Source organism: Streptomyces sp. NPDC020875, from assembly GCF_040641415.1.
GTDB lineage: Bacteria > Actinomycetota > Actinomycetes > Streptomycetales > Streptomycetaceae > Streptomyces.
On the sequence record NZ_JBFADP010000093.1, the window covers coordinates 1 to 19,354 of the forward strand.

Consider the following 19,354-nt stretch of genomic DNA (forward strand, 5'->3'; position numbering starts at 1 on the left):
AGCAGTACGGAGACCGTGAACGTCAGCACCGTGACGGCGTACGCCGCCGGATGGCCCGCGTACGCCACCACCACACCGGCCACCGACGGCCCGACCTCGGAGGTGGTGGGCGGCCACCGGCCCGCACCGTTCCCGGCGACGTCCGCCGGCGGGCGGGCGGGGTCACGGACGGGAGACCGTGCTCGCCGGGTGAGCCGCCCAGTGAACCCACCGTGACGTTGCGACCGCGTTGCGGCCCGCCGAGGCCCGTTGCCGGACGCCCGGAAGCCGTACGGCTCACGTTCCGTAACCCCGTTCCCCGGCGCCGCGTTGGCGGGGCATGAAACCCCTCGGGCTCATCGGCCCCACCGGCCCCGTCTCCACCTCCGTCACCCTCGCGGTCGGCGCCGTACTCGCCCTCGCCGGTACGGTCGCCACGGCCTCCGCGGCCGTACCCGTCGCCCGCGCGCCCCAGACGCGGTACGTCGAGACCCAGCTCTTCTTCGGCACCGCCCGCCCCGACGGCGGACCCGAGGTCACCCCGCGCGAGTTCCGGGCCTTCCTCGACACCACGATCACCGGCCGCTTCCCGGCCGGACTGACCGTGCAGGAGGGCCGGGGTCAGTACCGCGATCGGTTCGGCGTGATCGAGTCCGAGCGCTCGTACGAGGTGATCCTGTTCTATCCCCGGTCGGCCGCCGGTGCCGCCGATACGGACATCGAGGAGATCCGCCACCTCTACAACCGCCGGTTCGCCCAGGAGCCGGTGGCCCGGGTCGACCAGGACGTCCGCGTCGATTTCTGACCGCTCGCGACCGGCGACCGCGCCCCGCGGCGGCGCTCGCGGGACAGGCGGGAACCCCCTGGTGGGGCGGTGTGCGACGGCGGGGCAGAATGCGGTCGTCGGCCGCGCCCCGCGGCCCGCCCGCCGAAGGAGCCGCCGCGTGTCCACCGCCCCGACCCCGCCCGAGCCCGGCGCGCCCGTACCGGACGATCCCGGGTTCGCCGCCCTCGACCGGCTTCCCGAAGCGCGCGAGGTGACCGTCCGCGCCGCGGGCCGGGACCTGCACATCACCCTGGACTCCGGCTACCGCGAGATCTCCGCCGAACCGGCCATCGACCGCGAGGGGTTCGCCGCTCTGCTGCCCCGGCTCCGGGCCCTCCTCGCCGACTTCGACACCGTCCGGGACCGGTCCACCGGCTATCTCTGGGAGTGGGGCGCGACGGGCGAAGAACCCCCCGGGGAACGGGCCGGCTTCCTCCGCGACATGGCCCCCACGACTCTCGCGATCACCAGCGCCGTCGAACTCGAACTCCACTACGAGGACATGAGCGGCACCCACCTGATGGAGGGCTACTGGGCGGTCGTCCGGCACGACGGCGCAATGCACCCCGTCGACGTCACCATCGAAGCCTGACCGGCCCGGCGGACGGCCCCGGCAACCCGTCGTTTCCCTCTCCGCGTCCCGACCTCCGGGGATACGATGCCGGGGCTCGGGCGGGGACTTTCGGGGTACACGGAAGCGGGGGACGCTGATGCGGGTATCGGTCACGGTCGACGACGGGCACGGCGGGGCCGGGAATCCGCTGGAACTCTTCCGCTGGCTCTCGATGGATCCGGACCTGAAGACCACCGCCCGGCTGACCCTCCGGCCCGCGCCGCCCGGACCCGGCGAGATGGGCGGCGCCTTCGAGATCGTCAGCGCCGTCCTCGGCCATACGCTGGCCCTGAGCGGTCTGGTGGTCGCCGTCGCCAACTGGCGGGCCACCCGGGGCGGCGACCGGGCCCCCGGGGTGAGGATCGAACGCGGCGGTGTGGTGGTCGAGGTCCGCGACGGCTCCCCGGAGACCGTCGAACGGATCACCCGCGCCCTGACCGCCGGAGCCGGCGGCGGGGAGCCGGACCCCGCTCCCGGGGACGACACCCCGGCCGCCCCCGGAGCGTCCGGCGCCCCCGATACCCCCGAAGCGCCGGACCCGTCCGACGGCGCTGACGGAAGGCCGGACCGACCGTGACGACGGCCGCCGTCTCCGATCCGGCAGCCTCCCGGGCCGTCCTCGTCGGCACCCACGACTACCGCCATCTGCCCCGGCTCCCCGCCGTGGAACGCAGCACGGCCGCGCTCTCCGAGGTCCTCGGCCACCCCCGGGTCTGGGGACTCCCGGCCGCCCGTCGCACCCTGCTGCCGCAGCCCGCCGACGCCCGGACCGTACTCGACGCCCTGGAGGAGGCCGCCGGGGCGGCCACCGACACGCTGTTCTTCTACTACGCGGGCCACGGGCTGATCGACCGGCACAACAACGAACTCGTCCTCACCCTGCCCGGCACCCGCCCCGACCGGCCCGATACGGGGTTGCGGTACGAGTACGTCCGCCGGGCCGTGCTCGACGCCCGGGTCACCGCCCGCCGCAAGGTCGTCGTCCTCGACTGCTGCTACAGCGGCCTGGCGATGTCGGGCGAGATGGCCTCGGCACCGCTCGGCAGCCGGATCGCCGACCACGCCCTGATCGAGGGGACGTTCCTGCTGACGGCCACCGCCGAGACCGTCAAGGCCCTCGCCCCGCCCGGTGAGCCGTACACCGCGTTCACCGGCGAACTGATCACTGTACTCGCCACCGGAGTCGAGAACGGCCCGGCACAGCTCGACATGGAGACCGTCTACCGGGAGACCCACCGCAGACTCACCGCCCGCGGCCGGCCCGCCCCGCAGCAGCGCAACCGCAACTTCGGCGCCCGGATCGCCCTGGCCCACAACACGGCCGTCCTGCCCGGCGCCGCCGACGGCGCGCTCACGGCCCTCGTGGCGCCCCGGACCCCGGCCGGGCGCGGCTCGCCCACCGCGCGGCGGGCCCTGATCGCCGCGGCCGGGGCCCTCGCCCTCGGCGGCGCGGGCGGAGTCTCCTGGCGGCTGCTGGCCGACGGGAAACGTGCCGCCGGGAACGGGGCCGCCGGACCCGCCCCCGGCAGCGGCAGCGGCCCGACCGGGTCGGCCCGCCCGTCCGCCTCCCCCTCCGCCGCCCCGTCCCCGTCCGGCTCGGCGTCGCCGTCGGCGTCCGCGTCCCGTTCGGCGTCGGCGAGCGCGGCCGGCCGCCCCGCCCCGGCCGGACGGCACAACCCCCGGCGGGGCCCCGGGCGCCGGAAGCCGACGCACAAATGGGACACCGTCTACGACGAGGGCGCCTATCACGCCCCGGCCCTGGTCGGCGGGGTGCTCTGGGTCGCGGGCGCCCTCGGCCGACTGGTCCCCACCGCCGCCTCGACCGGCAGCCCGACCGGAATCTACGAGACCGGCGGCAACAGTGTGCTGCCCCGCCCGGTGGCCGCCGACGGCGTCGTCTACGTCGGCGCGCAGCTCGGCCGCACCCTGCACGCCGTCGACGGCAGGACCGCCCGCCACAAATGGACCTTCCAGGCCGAAGGGGGCGTCAACTCGGAGGCCGCCGTCAGCGACGGCGGGGTCTTCGTCAACTGCTTCAGCGGTGTGCTGTACGGGCTCGACGCCGCGAACGGCGCCAAGCGCTGGTCCTACCGCTTCAGCACGGCCTCCGCCTTACCCTGCGCCGCGGCCGGTGGCCGGGTCTTCATCACCGAGGGGGACATCGTCGCCGGGGAAGCCGCCTTCGTCCGCGCCGTCCGTGCCCGCGACGGCCGCCTGCTGTGGCGCGGCGGCTCGTTCGAAGGCACCTACGCCCACCCGGCCGTCCACGGGGACACCCTGATCGTCAGCACGTGGGAGGTCGGGCTGACGGCCTTCGCCGCTGCCGACGGCGCCCACCGGTGGACGTACAGGATGGGGAGCCCCGGTGTCGCGGGCCCGGTCACTGTCGCCGGGAACACCGCCTACTTCGGCGCCCCCGACGGGCTGCACGCCGTCGACGCCCGTACCGGCCGGAGACGCTGGCGGGCGGACGTGGCGGGCGCGGGCCGGGTCGCCGTGGTGAACGGTGTCGTCATCACCGGCGGCGACTCCCGGCTGCGCGGATTCGACGACGCGTCGGGCGCCCCGCTGTGGCAGGCCGACCTCGGCGGCGAAGTGGACGACCCCTTGGTCGCCGACGGTGTCGTCTACGCCCTGAGCGGCGGCAAGAAGCTGACCGCCCTCACCCTCTGACCGTCCGCCGCCCGGCCCGCCCCGCGCCGGGCCGGGCGGCTGGAACGGCTCCGCCACGGGACCGTACGATCGGGGCTCCGACGTGAGGGGGCCCGTGGACATCAGCCGGCTGAGCAATCCGTACGACTTCCGCAACCCGGTGCGCGACGCCGCGCACTTCGCCGGGCGGGGCGCGGAGACGGCGACCGTCCGCTACCAGCTGGCCCAGGCCGGGGTCGGCAGACCCTCGGTCTGCGTGGTGCTGCACGGACAGCGCGCCGCGGGCAAGACGAGCCTGCTCAACGCCATCGACCGGATGGCCCGCGAGGACGGCCGCACCACCGTACGCATCGAGCTCCTCGACGGCGACGGCGAACCCGTCGCCTTCTTCCGCAAGCTCTACGAGGAAACCGCCGTGGCCGTCGCCGACGCGCTCGCGGCACCGGACGGCACCGCGCCGTTCGACCTGCCCGCGGTCCGCCGGGTGATGCACGGAGCCGTTCCCGAGCCCGGCGACCCCTGGCAGTTCCCGGAGGCCGTCGCCCTCGCCGGACCCACCGGACCCGTACCGGAGGCCGCGCTCCGTGCCGACCTCGCCCGGATCGTCGGCCTCCTCGGCCACCCCCTGGTCCTCCTCGTCGACGAGGCCCAGGTGATGGCGGCCGACGCCCGCGTCCTGTCCGCCCTGCGCTTCCTCACCAGCCGGGTCGACGGACTCGTCCTCGTCCTGGCCGGGACGTCCGGTCTCATCGACCAGATCCGCGACGTCCACGCCCAGATCCTCCGGCAGTTCAAGGAGATCGAGGTCCGGCGGTTCACCACCCACGAGGAGGTCTACGACTGCGTGGTCCGCCCGCTGCGGGCGATCGGACTGCCCACCGCCCTGGCGCCCGCGCCGATGGCCGCCGAACTGATGCACCTCACCGGCGGCAATCCGTACGAGATCCAGCTCTACTGCCATGAGATCTTCGCCCGCTGGCAGCGCGGCCTGACCGACTCCCTCCAGCTGACGGCCGAGGTCGTCGAGGCCATCCGGGCCCAGCTGGAGACCGGCCGTGACCTGATGGAACGGCCCCTGATCCGCGCGGTCCGGGCGATGGACACCCAACAGCTCATCGCCTTCAACATCCTCACCTCCGCCCTCGGCGACGGCACCGCCGACCAGGTCTGGTTCGCCCATGTCCTCGGCGGCCCGCCGCAGATCACCCGGTCCGTCTACGACAACTGCCGGGCCCGGCTGGTGGCCGACGGCATCCTGGCCGACACCGAGGTCATCGACTTCGCCGTGGAGACCGAACTCCTCGACGAGATCTACGCCCGCGCCTGGACCGCCGGACGCCTCCCGGCCTCCCCGCACCCCCAGCACGCGCAGATCACCTCACGCGGCGGGCTGCGCGCCCTGCTCGTCAACCGGATCCTGAAACTGCTGCACTCCTTCTCCGACCCGGGCCCGCTGCGGATCCTGCCGACCTGCTGCCCCGCGATGTCCGCGGACGACGTGGAACGCAACTTCGCCGCCCTGGAGAACCTGCCCGACCAGGGCCCCGACGCCACCCCCACCGTCGATATGGCGCACTCCGCGATCCTGCGCGCCGGGGAGCCCCGCGCCCTCGACCTGACCTCCGTACGGTGCGGCTTCGGCGAACTCGCCGTCGAACGGTGGCTGTACGCCGCCGACCACCAGGACGTCGAGCTGACCGAACGGCCCGAGTACGCCGAGGCCCTGGCACGGATCGAGGGCGCGGGCGGTCGGCTCACCGCCGACCGGGTTCGGATCCCGCTCCGCAGCAGGCCCGCCGACCAGTGGCTGGCCCGGGCCTCCGGACGGCTCCGCCGCGACCTGGCGGACAACCACGTCTCCACCGCGTACGACCGCTACGCCGCCGCCGACCGCGACGGAGCCCTCCGCCACTTCCGGCTCGCCTTCGACCTGATCCCCGACTGGGAGCAGGCCAACAGCGTGCTCTATCTCTCCCTGGTCGCGGGCGATGTGCCCGAGGCCCTGACCTGGGGCGGACGCGCCCACGATCTGGCCTCCCACCCCATCGACCGGGCCCTGAGCACTTACAACTGGGCCATGGCCCGGCTGCTCGACGGCGACCCCGGCCGGGCGGGCGACCTGCTGGCACGCGCCGCCGCCGAACTGGAGGCCCTGAGCGTCACCGGGCAGATGATGGAGTATCTGCTGCGGCCCGACCCGGCCGCCCCCCGGAGCCTGCGCGAGGAGCGGGAGGTCGATCTGTACGAGGCGGTCTGCTCCGCCCAGGAGACGCTTGGACTTCCGCCGGGCGGTGGCACGGCCTCCGCCGCCCCCGCCCCCTCGATCGATCCCCCGGTCGCCCAGGCTGCCGACGGCACCGCCCCCGAACCGGTGCCCGCGACGCCCGTCGTCCTCGCCGTGGCGACCGAATGGTCCTCGTCGCACGGCGGCCTCAGCACCTTCAACCGCGAACTCTGCCGGGCCCTGCGGGCCTCCGGCGCCGAGGTGTACTGCGTCGTCCTCGACGTCACCCCTGCCGAACGCGAGCAGGCCGACAAGGCGGGCGTCGTCCTCCTCCCGGCCCGCCGGGTGCCGGGCGGCTCGGACGATCTACGGCTCGCGGCCCGCCCCGAACTCCCGGAAGGCACCGTCCCCGACCTGATCGTCGGCCACGGCCGGATCACCGGCCCCGCCGCCCAGCGGTTGACCCTGGACTTCTTTCCCAACGCCCGACGGCTGCACATCGTCCATATGGCGCCGGACGAGATCGAATGGCACAAGCGGGGCCGTGACGTCGACGCGGGCCGCCGCGCGGCCGAACGCACCGGCATCGAACGCCAGCTGGGCAGCGGGGCGCACCGGGTCGTCGCCGTCGGCCCCCGGCTGCACGACCAGTACCAGGCCGAGTTCACGAACGTGCCCCGCACCCCGCTCCGGCTCGACCCCGGCTTCGACGGCGGAACCCGGGCCGAAGGCCCCCGCACCCCGCCCGGCGGTTCGACCTGGCGGGTGCTGCTCCTCGGCCGGACCGACGACGCCGAACTCAAAGGCGTCCGGCTGGCTGCGGCCGCCTGCGGCCGGGTCGACCGCTGGGTCCGCGACGACCAGTCCGGGCGGGTCCGGCTGGTGGTCCGGGGCGCCCCGCCCGGCACATCGGAGGACCAGCAGGCCGAGATCAGCGGCTGGTCCGGCTCGACGATGATGAATGTGACCGTCCGCGAGTACACGGCCGAGGAGGAGGCGATCGCCCACGACCTGGACGCGGCGAGCCTGGTCCTGATGCCCTCCCGTACCGAAGGATTCGGACTGGTCGGCGCGGAGGCGATCGCCCGCGGCGTCCCCGTCCTGGTCAGCGGCGAGAGCGGACTCGGCGAACTGCTGCGCGAGACGGTGGAGCCGCAGATGGCCGGACGGTTCGTGGTCCCCGTCACCGGCAACTATGACACCGACACCGAGACCTGGGCGCGCGCCGTCGAACGGGTCCTGCGCGACCGCGAGAACGCCTTCCGGCGAGTGGCGGAACTGCGCGATGCCCTGACCCGCAGCAAGCCCTGGGCCGCGGCGGCGGAGGCGATCCTCGCGGAAGCCGCGGACAGCCACTGACATTCCGGCACCGGCGGCCCGGGTCCACGGAGAATCGGACCACAGGGCCGCCTCGGGCCGGTGAGGGCCACCCTCGGCTCGTCCCGCGCCGAGAAGCGGAGGGGTGAGGCGTTTCGCCCTCTACCGACCCGGGCCGGACCCTGGTACTCGGCCCGCTGGCCATGGCGGCGGCCTTCCTGCTGCTGCACCGGCCGGGCCCGAACCACCCGGTTCCGTCGCGGGATACGCGCTGGTGGAACGCCGGAGGATGTTCGAGGATCGGGGGGTGAACAGCACCGAACTCACCCATATAGCGGCCCCCGAGGGTGTCGCCCCCGGCAACGGCTACTCCCAGGTCGTCACCGGCACCGGACGGCTGGTCGTGATCTCCGGCCAGGTCGCCCTGGACGAGAACGGCGAACTCGTCGGCCCGGACGACCCGGACGCCCAGGCCCGCCGGATCTTCGAGAACCTGAGCCGCTGTCTCGCGGCGGCCGGGGCGAACTTCGACGATGTCGTCAAACTCACCTTCTTCGTCACCGACACCGGCCAGCTGCCCGCCCTGCGCGCGGCCCGCGACGCCTATGTGGACACCGCCCGCCCGCCCGCGAGTTCGGCGGTCCGGGTGGCCGGGCTCTTCCGGCCCGACATCCTGATGGAGGTCGAGGCGCTGGCGCTGACCGCGCCGTCGGACGGATGACGACCACGGCCGCGGGCCGGGCCGGACAGGGGCCGCCTTCGCGGTGGCCCCCGCCGCCGGACCCGTACCGGCGGCCGTCAGCCGTCCCGGTCACTGCGCGGGCAGCTCGATGATGTCGCCGTTCTCGTCGAGGGTATGGGTCCGCCAGTAGACGTCCCACCGGTCGTCGACATGGCGGGGGACCTTCCCCTCGGGGTAGCGAGCCCAGCCCTCGTCCGGTTCCTCGCCGTCCTGGACGCAGGCCGAGCCGTGGTCGCCGACGGCCAGTACCGGGTACTCGGCGCCGCCGCACACCGCCTCCTTCAGCAGGGAGCCGCAGCCGGTCAGGGCGGTGAGGGCGACGGCCGTCGAGACGGCAGCCAGTGCGGTGGTGGCGATCCGGCGGCGGATCGGTCGGGCTGCGGGCACGGCTTCGGGCTCCTGTCGTCGCGGTACGCGATCCACTCTCGGGTCTCGCGCGGTACGCCGCCTGAGTACCCGTACTCATCCGGTCTCCATACCGGTGCCGGGTGCCGGGTGCCCGGAGTGAGGGCCGCCGGGGAGGGCGGGTTCAGTCCCGGGCGTCCGCCGCGGCCAGGATCGCCGCCAGGTCGAGCTTGCCCATGGCGAGCATCGCCCGCATCCCGCGGTCCCGCCTGGCCGGGTCGGGATCGTCGAGCAGCTCGTCCATCCCGCGCGGCACCACCTGCCAGGACAGCCCGTACTTGTCCTTCAGCCAGCCGCACGGCCCCTCCTGACCGCCGTCGGCGGTGAGCGCCGCCCAGAAGTAGTCCACCTCCGCCTGGTCCTCGCACTCGATCAGCAGGGAGACGGCCTCGTCGAAGGTGAACTCGGGTCCGCCGTTGATGGCGGTGAACCGCTCGCCGTCGAGTTCGAAGTCCACGGTGAGTACGGTGCCCGCGGCACGGGGTCCGGCCTCCCCGTAGTGGGTGACGCGGGTGATACGGGAGCGGGGGAAGACCGAACAGTAGAACTCCGCCGCTTCCTTTCCCTGGGTGTCGAACCAGAGGTTCGGGATGATCCGGGGCATGGCATGCGCTCCTGGTTGTGGGCGCGGTGGTCGCCGCGCGGTGCCCGGACCCGTCCGACGTCCGGGCGGGCCCCTCAGGAGGATGGACCCGCCGTGCCGCCGGAAATCATCGCGGCGGCGGAGTACGCCCGCCCGCCGGGGCTCCGCCGCCCGGGTGGCCGAGCGCCGGGCGGCGGAAGGGGCCGGGCCCGGGGCGTACACCCCGGGCCCGGCGTCGTACCGCTTCCGCCCGTGTCCGGCGGATCGGATTCGGATCGGATTCGGGTCAGATGCCGAAGGCGGCCGGATAGCCGACGGCGCCGGTCGGCGCGGGGCGCCCGGGGTCGAGCGTCAGCGCCATGAACGCCTCGTCCGGTACGTCGAACGGGGCGGTGATCCCGAACCGGGAGGCGGGCACGAAGCCGAACCGGGGGTAGTAGCCGGGGTGGCCGAGTACGACCACGGTCTGCTCGCCGAGGGCGCGCGCGGCGTCCAGGGCGGCCCGGACGGCGGCGCCCCCGGCGCCCTGCCGCTGGAAGCCGGGGAGCACCGCGCAGGGCGCCAGGGCGAGGGCGGGTTCGGTGCCGATCAGACAGCGGGTCAGCAGGGCGTGCCCGGCGGGCCTGCCGTCGGGGTCGACCGAGAGCAGGGAGAGCCCGTCGATCCATGCCCCGGGGTCGGCCCGCAGCGCGTCCACCAGATCGGCCTCGGCGGGCGTGGGGAAGGCGGCGAGATTGATCTCGCGTACGGCGGCGATGTCGCCGGCGGTCTCCGGACGGGTGGTCCAGTCGGTCATGGCGGATGTTCCGTTCTCGGGTTCGGGGCGCAGGACGTAGCCCGCGTAGTGGTAGTCGGTGCCGTGGTCCCGGCGTACGGCGATCTCCCCGCGCGTCGCGGCGAGGGCCTCGGTCATACCGGGCAGCTCCGGATCCGCGGTGGCGGCGCGCCGGGCGAGGGGCGTGTAGTACTCGTCCCACCAGTCGCCGTCGGGCAACTGGATTCCGGCGGTGATCCGGTAGCCCGCCGCGCGGGCCGCGCCGGTGTTCGCGGCCCGGTCGCGGAGCGGATAGACCGGGTCCCAGAAGGCGCGGGCGCCGGGGGCGGGGTCGGGAACCGACCACTCGATCTCGGTGACGACCAGGACGCCCCCGGGGGCGAGCAGCCGTCGCCAGGCGCGCAGGGCGTTGTCGAAGCCGACGGCGTAGGCCGAGCCCTCGGCCCAGATCAGATCGAACGAGCCGTCAGGGCAGGGGAGTTCCACCATCGACCGGTGGACGGCGGTGATCCGGTCGGTCAGGCCGCGCCGGGCCGCCTCGCCCTCCAGCTCGCGCAGGAAGGGGTGGTGCAGATCGACCGCGACGACATGACCGCCGGTGGCCTCGGCCAGGAGCAGCGCCGAACGGCCGGGGCCGCAGCCCGCGTCGAGGACGCGGGGCCGGTCGGGCAGCGGCCCGGCCAGCTCCAGCAGCCGCCGGGTGGTGGCGTCGGAGCCGGGCGCCTGCCGGGGGAGTCCGCGGTGCAGGGAGAGAAGGGCGTCGGTCACGGGATCGGCGCCGCCGGACGGCGACGACGAGGAAGCCGACGACGCGGCAGAAGAAGAGGACAACGTAAGACCCTTGGGAAAGGGGCCGGGAGAGTCCGCACACGCCAGCGCCGCGCCGAGGAACCGTACCGGAGCACGGGGGAGCGGGGAGGTGTGGGATCAGACCGCGGCCAGGAGGATGAGGATGCTGGTCCGGGCGCTGTTCATGACAGCGGCCTCGATGACAGTCATCGACTCACCTCCCTCTCGGTCCCACGCGGCCGGACGGAACGCCGACGCGGCCCACACCGTAACACGGGCAGCCGGTCCCGGCCCCGGTTCGCCGGACCCGGGACCGGCCACCTGGCCGGGGCGCACGCGGCGTACGCCCCCGCTCCCGCCCCGCCGCCGGTACGGGGCGACCCCCGGCCGCCGCCCCGGGCCGCGACCGGATCGGGGTCGCCCGTCGGGAGCCGGGGCCCGCGGTGTCCGGTGTGTGCCGCGAGGGCGGCGGCGAGGGGCTCCGTAGGGGCCGGGGGAGGGGAGGTTGCCCCCGTACGGGACCGTCCGGGAACCTCGACGACGGCACGCGGGGATCCGTCCGCCATGGTCGAGGGCCGCCGGGGAGTGCCCGCGTGTCGGACTTCGCGTGCCGGGGGACGGTCCGGAGCCCGACCCGGGCGGCGCGCCTGCGGGGGCGTGACCGGACGGCCCCGGGGGCCCGGATCGCCGGTCAGTCGAGGACGGCGCTCGCCTCGATCTCGACCAGCAGGTCGGGGGTCGCGAGCGACTGGACGCCGATCAGGGTGGCGGGCGGGTACGGGCGCTCGCCCAGGGCTTCGGCCGCCCGGTCGATCCCGGCCAGGAGTTCGGGCATCCGGTCGACGCTCCAGCCGACGACGTAGAAGGTGAGCCGGGTGACGTCGGCGAAGGAACCGCCCGCCGCCGCGAGGGCGATCCCGACATTGAGATAGGCCCGTTCGACCTGGGCGGTCAGATCGCCGGGGCCGACGGTGTTCCCGTCGGCGTCATGGGCGACCTGTCCGGCGACGAGGACCATGCGGCTGCCGGACGCGATCGCCACCTGCCGGTAGACGTCGACGGTGGGCAGCCCGTCCGGATTGACGAGGGTGACGGCCATGGCACTCCTTGAGGTGGGCATGACACTACCCCGGGAGGGGGTGTGCCGCCCTGTGGTTACTGATGGATACCTGGTCACCATAGGAGAGCGGAGGAGTCGGGGGAAGAACGCACTTTTCCGTTACCTGGGCACCGTTCGGTGACCACGGGGGCGACCGGAGCCCGCCCCGCCCCGGCCCGGCCGCGTCGCGCGAGCGATGCCCGGCGCCGGGGTGCTCGACGACACGACCACGACGATCCGCCGGAGCGTCGTCCTCTTCTTCGCCCCGGCCCGTACCGCCCCCGGCCCCGCCGAGGGCGGACGCGGGCCCGGTCTCGTACCCCCGGCTACGCCGCCGTGCGCTCGCCCGACGTGCGGGCGTACGCGCCGGGTGTGCGGCCGAAGTGCTTGCGGAACGCCAGGATGTAGCCGTTGGTGCTGACGAAACCGACCCGGGACGCGACCGTACCCACCAACTGCCCCTCCGCCAGCAGCTCCAGCGACCGGTTCAGCCGGAGCCGGGTACGCCACTCCGAGAACGCGATCCCGGTCTCCGCGCGGAACGCCCGCCGCAGCGTCGTCGAACTGGTGTAGAGCGCCCGGGCCCACTCGTCGGCCGTGCGCGGATCGTCGGGGCGCCGCAGCAGACCGTCCGCCACCGCCCGCGCCGGTTCGCTGATGGGGCACGGCAGTGGCAGCCGGTCCGCGGGGCCCGCCGTCAGCTCGGCGAAGAGCGCGTCGTCGTCGGGCGCCGAGCCGTGCTCCCGCATCCGGGCCAGCAGCGCCCGCCGCCGGGCCGTGCCCACGGCCACCGCCGTCGCGCCCCGGTACGGCAGCCGGTACCGGCCGCTGTCGAAGGTCTCGCTCACCACCAGCGCGTCCGGGTCGAACCGGGCGCTGTGCGGCAGGCCCGCGGGCAGCCACAACCCGGTCGACGGCGTCACCTCGTACTCCGTACCGAGTGCCGAGGCCGTGACGACGATCCGCCCCAGCGGGACATGGAGGAACTGGTGGTAGTCGTGGACATGGGTGGGATGCCCGCCCACGGTGATGAACTCGTCGTCCACCGGCCCCGGATCCCGCCGCCGCGCGGCGGGCGACCGCTCCCCGGTCCGTGGTCCCCGTACCGCCCGTGCGGTGGTCCCCTGCGTCATTCCCGCCCCCAGATCGCGGGGCCCTTCGACCGACCCCTGAGTGTGAGTCATCCGCCTCCGGCTTGGATCGCCGTGCGGCAAGTAAGGGTAGCCTAACCTTCGATTCGCAGAACGAGGAGCCGAGCCACCCATGAGATCCCCGTCCCCGCCGGTGACAGCGCATCCGCCACCGGCAAGGACCCGCCTCTCCCGAGGCGCCGCCGTCACCGCACTCGCCTTCGCCGCGGTCGCGGCCACCCTGATCGCCGGGATCGGGCTCGGTGCCCGGGACATCTCCGTCACCGAGATCGTCCGGATCCTGTTCGACCACGGCGACCAGTCCTACAACGCCCAGGTCCTGTGGACCGAACGCATCCCCAGGACCCTGCTGGGGCTGCTGGTCGGCGCCGCGCTCGGCGCCTCCGGGCTGGTGATGCAGGCCCTGACCATGAACCCGCTCGCCGACCCGGGGATCCTCGGGATCGAGCAGGGCGCGGCCATGTTCGTGGTCCTCGGCATCACCTTCCTCGGTGTCACCGGGGTCCACGGCTACTTCTGGCTGGCCCTCGCCGGCTCCGGAGTCGTGGCCGTACTGGTCTATCTCATCGGCACCCGCACCAACGCGGGGAGTTCGACGATCGGACTCGTCCTCGCCGGGGTCGCCCTCGGCGCCGTGATGTCGTCCCTGATCACCCTGATGGTGATCCGTGACACCGCCGTCTACGCCAATCTGCGGTTCTGGTCCATCGGCCAGCTCACCGGACGGGGCAAGATGCTCGACGAGGTACTGCCCTTCGCCGGCGTCGCCCTGGTCCTGGCGCTCTTCCTCGGCCGTACCCTCAACATCCTCAGCCTGGGCGACGACACCGCCCGCGGACTCGGCGTCCGGGTCGAACGCGCCCGGCTCGCCTCCGCCGCCGTGGCGGTCCTGCTCTGCGCCGCCGCCACCGCCGCCGTCGGACCCGTCGCCTTCGTCGGACTGGTCGCCGCTCACTGCGCCCGGATGCTGACCGGACCCGACCACCGCTGGTCGCTACCGCTCTCCATGGCCGTCGGCGCGGTACTCCTCACCGGCGCCGACATCGCGGGACGGCTCGTCATCGACCACGGAGAGATCCAGGTCGGAGTGATGACGGCCGCCGTCGGCACCCCCTTCTTCGTCTGGCTGGCCCGCCGCCGGAACCTGGTGCGGATGTGATGACGACCGTACTCGTGAAGAGGCCCGAACCGGCCCGCGCCACCGACCGGACCGCCGCCCTGCTCCGCGCCGGGCGCAGACGCCGCAACCGCAGGGCCACGGTCATCGCGGCCGGGCTCGCCGTACTGCTGGTCGCCCTGCTCACCGCCTCCGTACTGCTCGGCGGCATCGGCCGGGTCGACCCCGCCGACGTCCTCCCCGCGGCCTTCGGACTGCGGACCGGACTCGCCGACTACATGATCTTCCAGCTGCGGGTGCCCCGCGCCCTGGCCGCCCTGTTCGCCGGTGCGCTCTTCGGTCTCGCCGGAGCGATCTACCAGCGACTCATCCGCAACCCGCTGGCCACCCCGGACATCGTCGGCATCTCGGCGGGCGCCGCCGCCGGCGCCACCACCGTCCTGCTCTACGCCCCCGGAGCCTTCGCCCTGGGCGCGCCGGTCGCCGCCGTCACCGGATCCGTCGTCCTGCTCGGCGCCGTCTACCTCCTGAGCTACCGGGGCGGCATCGACACCTACCGCCTGGTCCTCGTCGGTATCGGACTGAGCGGGGTCTGCACGGCGTACACCAACTATCTGTTCACCCTCGCCGACGAACAGAGCATCGCCATCGCCGCCCGGTGGATGATCGGCAGCGTCGCCGCCGCCGACTGGGAGGGCGTCACGACCCTCACCGTCGGACTCGTCGTCTGCGCGGGCGCCACCGCCCTGCTCTACCGGCCGCTCAGCGGACTGACCCTCGGGGACCAGCTCGCCACCGGCCTGGGCACCAAGGTCGCCAGGACCCGGGTCGGCGTCCTGCTCGTCGGCGCCGCCGCCGCGGCCCTCGCCACCAGCGTCGTGGGCCCCATCGGCTTCGTCTCCCTGATCGCCGGACCGATCGCCCAGCGGCTGGTCGGCGAGGAACGGGCGATCGCGCTCGCCCCGCCCGTCGGCGCCGTCATCGTCCTCGCCGCCGACGTCCTCGCCCGGCACGCCCCCGTCATCAGCCCGGTACCCACCGGGGTCCTCACCGCGCTGCTCGGAGCGCCCTACTTCGTCTGGCTGATCCTTCGGCGCGGACCGGGAGCCACCCCGTGAACCCACAGACCGCCACCACCCCCGCCCCGGCGCCCGCCGTCGAGGCCCATGACGTCAGCGCCGGATACGGCGACGCCCGGGTCATCGACGGACTGTCGCTGCGGATCGAGAAGGGGAAGATCACCGCCCTCGTCGGCCCCAACGCCTGCGGCAAGTCGACCCTGCTGAAGTCGATCGCCCGGCTGATGCCGATCGCGGCCGGATCCGTCCTCCTGGAAGGCGCCGACATCCACGCCCTGCCCACCCGCGAGGTGGCCCGCAGGCTCGGTGTGCTGCCGCAGTCCCCGATCGCGCCGGAGAGCATCACCGTCGGCGACCTGGTCCGGCGGGGCCGCCATCCGCACCGCAGGTTCGGACAGCGCGGCACCGCCGAGGACGACCGGATCGTCGCCGAGGCGCTGCACGCGACGGGCACCGCCGAACTGCTCGAACGGCCCGTCGACCAGCTCTCCGGCGGCCAGCGCCAACGGGTCTGGATCGCCCTGGCACTCGCCCAGGACACCCCGACCCTCCTTCTCGACGAGCCCACCACCTATCTGGACATCGCGCACCAGATCGAGGTGATGGACCTGCTGGCCGAACTCAACGAGGAGACCGGCAAGACCATCGTGCTCGTCTCCCACGACCTCAACCAGGCGGCCCTGTACGCCACCACGATCGTCGCCCTCCGCGACGGCCGTGTCGTACGCCAGGGCCCGCCGTCCGAGGTCCTCGACGAACGGACCGTCTCCGAGGTCTTCGGCCTCGACTGCGTCGTCGTCACCCATCCCCAAGCCGACCGGCCGCAGATCTTCCCGCTCGGCCGGCACCGTCCCACGCAGGAGAAATGACCATGAACCGCCTCGCACGAACCACCGGACGCCGTGGCACGGTCCGGGCGCTGCTGGCCGCGGCCGTCGGCCTCGCCCTCGTCACCGGCTGCGGCGGCTCCGCCGACTCGGACGACTCCGGATCCTCCGGCGACAAGCCCACCGGTGCCGCCGCCGGCGTGTTCCCGGTCACCCAGAAGACCGCCTGGGGGACGACGAAGGTCACCAAGAAGCCGGTCCGTGTGGCCACCGTCTCCGACGGCGACACCAGCATCGCGCTCGCCCTCGGCATCGTCCCGGTGATCACCCCGGACACCGAGGACGGCAACCCCGTCCCCGAGTACAAGCAGCGCGGCATCGACAAGCTGGGCGCCGGAAAGCTCAAGACGTACGACGACGCCGACGGCACCGACTACGAGGCCATCATGGCCGAGGAGCCGGACGTCATCCTCGGTATGAACACCTGGTCGATGGCGACCGACTACGCCAAGCTCTCCCCGATCGCGCCCGTCGTCACCTACACCGACAAGGCGCACGCCGACAGCCTCACCTGGCAGGAGCGGCTGCGCACCGCCGCCGAGGCGCTCGGGCTGAAGGAGAAGGCCGAGGAGATCATCACCGCCAACGAGAAGGCCGTCACCGACGCCGCCGCGGCCCATCCGCAGTTCAAGGGCAAGACGTACACCTACGCGGTCGTCCACCCCGAGCAGATCACCTTCATGTCCCACTCCGAGCAGGACCCCGGGGTCCTGGAACAGCTCGGACTGCGCAAGACCGAGAAGGCCAAGGCGTACACGGCCAAGAAGAACTCGGTCAGCCTGGAGAACCTCGACGAACTGGAGGCCGAAGTCCTCCTGCTGACGTACCCCTTCGGTGACAACGGTCTGCTCTCCGCCGCCGAACTGGAGGGCAACAAGCTCTTCCGCTCCCTCGACGTGGTGAAGCGGAAGAACTTCGCGGTCATCCCCGCCAAGAACTCCCTCTCCGTGACCATGGCCTACCCCGACGCGCTCAGCCTTCCCTGGGTCGTGGAGAAGCTGACGCCCATCCTGGCCGGGGCCGTCGCCGGCCGCTGATTCCGCGCCCGCCCGCCGACCGTCGGCGGGCGGGCCTGCACCAGGGGGCGCGGGCCCGGCCCGCGCCCCCGGACCCGTACCATCCGAGGAGCCCTATGTCTGTCCGCGATCCCCGTCCGGTCGCCGTCTTCCCCATCGTCCTGCGGGAGCTGACGGTCCTGCGCGCCGAGAACGTCACCCCGGGGATGCGACGCGTCACCCTCGGCGGCGCCCAGCTCGCGGCCTTCCACCGCGACGGGCTCGACCTGCCCGCGATGCGCACCGACGGCTTCGACGACCATGTGAAGTTCTTCTTCCCCGGCGAGGACGGGCGGCTGGTGCTGCCCGGCCAGAAGACCGGCAGCCTCGACTGGCCCGTGGACGAGCGGCCGGTCTCCAAGGACTACACCCCGGTCCGGTTCGACCCGGAGGCCGGGGAGATCGACTTCGACTTCGTCCGCCACCCCGGTGGTATCGCCTCGGCCTGGGCCGAGACCGTGAAACCCGGTGACTCGGCCCATATCGCCGGGCCCAAGATGTCCCAGGGCGCCCCCGAGGGCGCCGACTGGCTGCTGATCGTGGGCGACGAGACCGCGTTGCCCGCCATCGGGCGCTGGCTCGCCGAGATGCCGGAGTCCGCGGTCGCCCGGGTCTTCGTGGAGATCGGCGACGACTCCCACCGCCAGGAGCTGCCGACCCGGGCCGACGCCGAGATCGTCTGGCTCTCCCGCGACGGCGCCCCCGCCGGAACCACCGATCTGCTGGAGAGCGCCGTCCGGAACGCCGACTGGCTGCCCGGTACCGTCTTCGCCTGGGTCGCGGGCGAGGCCGTCACCCTCAAGGGCATCCGCCGCCATCTGCTGACCGAACGCGGCGTGCCCCGCGAGCACACCCACATCACCGGCTACTGGCGGCGCCCCGCCACGGCCGCTCCCGTCGAACTCCCCGACGCCCTCGGCGCCGACACCGCCGCCGACGCCACCACCGAGGAAGAAGAGGACGACGCCCACGAGCGGCTGCACGCCCTCACCGACCTCACCCCCGGCTACACCATCCGGGCCGCCGTCACCCTCGGCCTCTTCGACCTGGTCGACCGAGACGTACGCGACCTCGACGGACTGACGGAGCGCACCGGGGCCGACCGCTCCACCCTCGCCGCGCTGCTGGCCTACCTCGTCTCGATCGACCTCCTCACCGGCGGCCCCGGCGGCTACCGGCTCACCGCGATCGGCCGGCAACTCGTCGAGGACGACCACTCCGCCGACGAATACCACCTCGACGGTGCCCAGGCCGCCCTCGACACCTCCGTCAGCGGACTGCTGCACACCCTGCGCACCGGCACCGCGGGCTACCGCACCCGGGACGGCGCGACCCTCACCGAGGCCCTGGCCCGGGAACCCCGGTTGGCGGAAGGCACCCGTGAGGTCGTCGAGGACGAGGCCCGCTGGATCGCCCCCGGGGTCGTCACCGCCTTCGGCTGGTCGGCCGACACCCGGCTCACCGCCGCCGGACCCGGCTCGGCCACCGTCGTCAACGCCCTGGTGAAGGCGTTCCCCGGGCTGCGGGCCAGGATCGCGGCCCCGCCGTCCGAACTCCGCGTCCTCCGGGAGCGGATCCTCGACACCGATGTCCTCCCGGCCGTCGAACTGATCCCGACGACCCAGGGCCCGCCCGCCGCCTCCGGGCCCGTACTCCTCTCCCGCAGGCTCGAACAACTGCCGGACGACGACGCGGTACAGACCCTGATCGAGGCGGGCCGCGCGGCCGTCTCCGGCGGCCCCCTCCTCCTGGTGGAGCGGGTCCCGGCGCCCGACCCGGACGACGTCGGAGCCGTCGTCCACCATCTGCGGCTCAAGTGCGCCTTCGGCTCGGGCGTACGGGACGCCGACGCGGTCACCGAACTGGTCCGCCGCGCCGGACTCACCGTACGGAGCTGCCACGACATCGGCTGGGACAGCAGGCTCTGGACCCTCGACCCCGGTACCGGCACCGCCGAGTAGCCGATCCGTTCCGGGCCGGGGCCTGCCCCCGGCCCGGAACGGCGGTACGCCCCCCCCCGGCGGGGCCGGGGGACCCGCCGCGGGTGGGCCCCGGGGGAGG

Annotated in this window: 16 protein-coding genes; 11 read left to right on the plus strand and 5 right to left on the minus strand. The window is 73.8% G+C overall.

Annotation, left to right across the window (positions count from 1 at the left end; all coding sequences use genetic code 11):
* Positions 1-319 precede the first annotated feature (319 nt).
* From AB0G74_RS32785 to AB0G74_RS32810, 6 genes are all read left to right on the plus strand, one after another.
* The gene (locus AB0G74_RS32785; RefSeq protein ID WP_361153906.1) at positions 320-784 is read left to right on the plus strand and encodes a DUF3574 domain-containing protein; all 465 of its coding nucleotides are present in this window, start codon (positions 320-322) and stop codon (positions 782-784) included.
* 139 nt (positions 785-923) lie between these two features.
* A complete protein-coding gene (locus AB0G74_RS32790; RefSeq protein ID WP_361153909.1) occupies positions 924-1,397 on the plus strand; it encodes a hypothetical protein in 474 nt (157 codons plus the stop codon).
* Positions 1,398-1,515: 118 nt separating this feature from the next.
* Positions 1,516-1,995 carry a hypothetical protein gene (locus AB0G74_RS32795; RefSeq protein ID WP_361153912.1) on the plus strand — a complete coding sequence of 160 codons (480 nt, stop codon included), beginning with the start codon at positions 1,516-1,518 and terminating at the stop codon, positions 1,993-1,995.
* Positions 1,992-4,091 carry a PQQ-binding-like beta-propeller repeat protein gene (locus tag AB0G74_RS32800; RefSeq protein ID WP_361153915.1) on the plus strand — a complete coding sequence of 700 codons (2,100 nt, stop codon included), beginning with the start codon at positions 1,992-1,994 and terminating at the stop codon, positions 4,089-4,091. The genes AB0G74_RS32795 and AB0G74_RS32800 overlap by 4 nt, the downstream gene beginning before the upstream one ends.
* A 94-nt stretch (positions 4,092-4,185) precedes the next feature.
* Positions 4,186-7,653, plus strand: coding sequence for an AAA family ATPase (locus AB0G74_RS32805; RefSeq protein WP_361153918.1), 3,468 nt, complete (start codon positions 4,186-4,188; stop codon positions 7,651-7,653).
* Between the two features lie 265 nt (positions 7,654-7,918).
* The gene (locus AB0G74_RS32810; RefSeq protein WP_361153921.1) at positions 7,919-8,332 is read left to right on the plus strand and encodes a RidA family protein; all 414 of its coding nucleotides are present in this window, start codon (positions 7,919-7,921) and stop codon (positions 8,330-8,332) included.
* 90 nt (positions 8,333-8,422) lie between these two features.
* Here AB0G74_RS32810 and AB0G74_RS32815 read toward each other — a convergent pair whose 3' ends face one another.
* From AB0G74_RS32815 to AB0G74_RS32835, 5 genes are all read right to left on the minus strand, one after another.
* Positions 8,423-8,710, minus strand: a complete 288-nt coding sequence (locus AB0G74_RS32815) for a hypothetical protein (RefSeq protein ID WP_361153948.1) — start codon at positions 8,708-8,710, stop codon at positions 8,423-8,425.
* 172 nt (positions 8,711-8,882) lie between these two features.
* A complete protein-coding gene (locus AB0G74_RS32820; protein ID WP_361153924.1) occupies positions 8,883-9,362 on the minus strand; it encodes a VOC family protein in 480 nt (159 codons plus the stop codon).
* 265 nt (positions 9,363-9,627) lie between these two features.
* Positions 9,628-10,884: a bifunctional class I SAM-dependent methyltransferase/N-acetyltransferase gene (locus AB0G74_RS32825; protein WP_361153951.1), complete on the minus strand. Its 1,257-nt coding sequence runs from the start codon at positions 10,882-10,884 to the stop codon at positions 9,628-9,630.
* A gap of 712 nt (positions 10,885-11,596) precedes the next feature.
* On the minus strand, positions 11,597-12,004 hold the full coding sequence (locus AB0G74_RS32830; protein WP_361153927.1) for a RidA family protein: 408 nt from the start codon (positions 12,002-12,004) through the stop codon (positions 11,597-11,599).
* A gap of 326 nt (positions 12,005-12,330) precedes the next feature.
* Entirely contained in the window at positions 12,331-13,050 is a 720-nt protein-coding gene (locus AB0G74_RS32835; protein ID WP_361153930.1) for an AraC family transcriptional regulator, read from the minus strand.
* A 217-nt stretch (positions 13,051-13,267) separates the two neighbouring features.
* On the opposite strand from AB0G74_RS32835, the gene AB0G74_RS32840 reads away from it, so the two are divergent.
* From AB0G74_RS32840 to AB0G74_RS32860, 5 genes are all read left to right on the plus strand, one after another.
* Positions 13,268-14,314, plus strand: coding sequence for an iron ABC transporter permease (locus tag AB0G74_RS32840; RefSeq protein ID WP_361153933.1), 1,047 nt, complete (start codon positions 13,268-13,270; stop codon positions 14,312-14,314).
* Entirely contained in the window at positions 14,314-15,390 is a 1,077-nt protein-coding gene (locus AB0G74_RS32845) for an iron ABC transporter permease (RefSeq protein WP_361153936.1), read from the plus strand. The genes AB0G74_RS32840 and AB0G74_RS32845 overlap by 1 nt, the downstream gene beginning before the upstream one ends.
* Entirely contained in the window at positions 15,387-16,220 is an 834-nt protein-coding gene (locus AB0G74_RS32850) for an ABC transporter ATP-binding protein (RefSeq protein ID WP_361153939.1), read from the plus strand. The genes AB0G74_RS32845 and AB0G74_RS32850 overlap by 4 nt, the downstream gene beginning before the upstream one ends.
* Before the next feature lie 2 nt (positions 16,221-16,222).
* Entirely contained in the window at positions 16,223-17,275 is a 1,053-nt protein-coding gene (locus AB0G74_RS32855) for an ABC transporter substrate-binding protein (RefSeq protein WP_361153942.1), read from the plus strand.
* 95 nt (positions 17,276-17,370) lie between these two features.
* Positions 17,371-19,254 (plus strand): siderophore-interacting protein, encoded by a 1,884-nt coding sequence (locus AB0G74_RS32860; RefSeq protein ID WP_361153945.1) that lies wholly within the window; start codon positions 17,371-17,373, stop codon positions 19,252-19,254.
* Positions 19,255-19,354 lie beyond the last annotated feature (100 nt).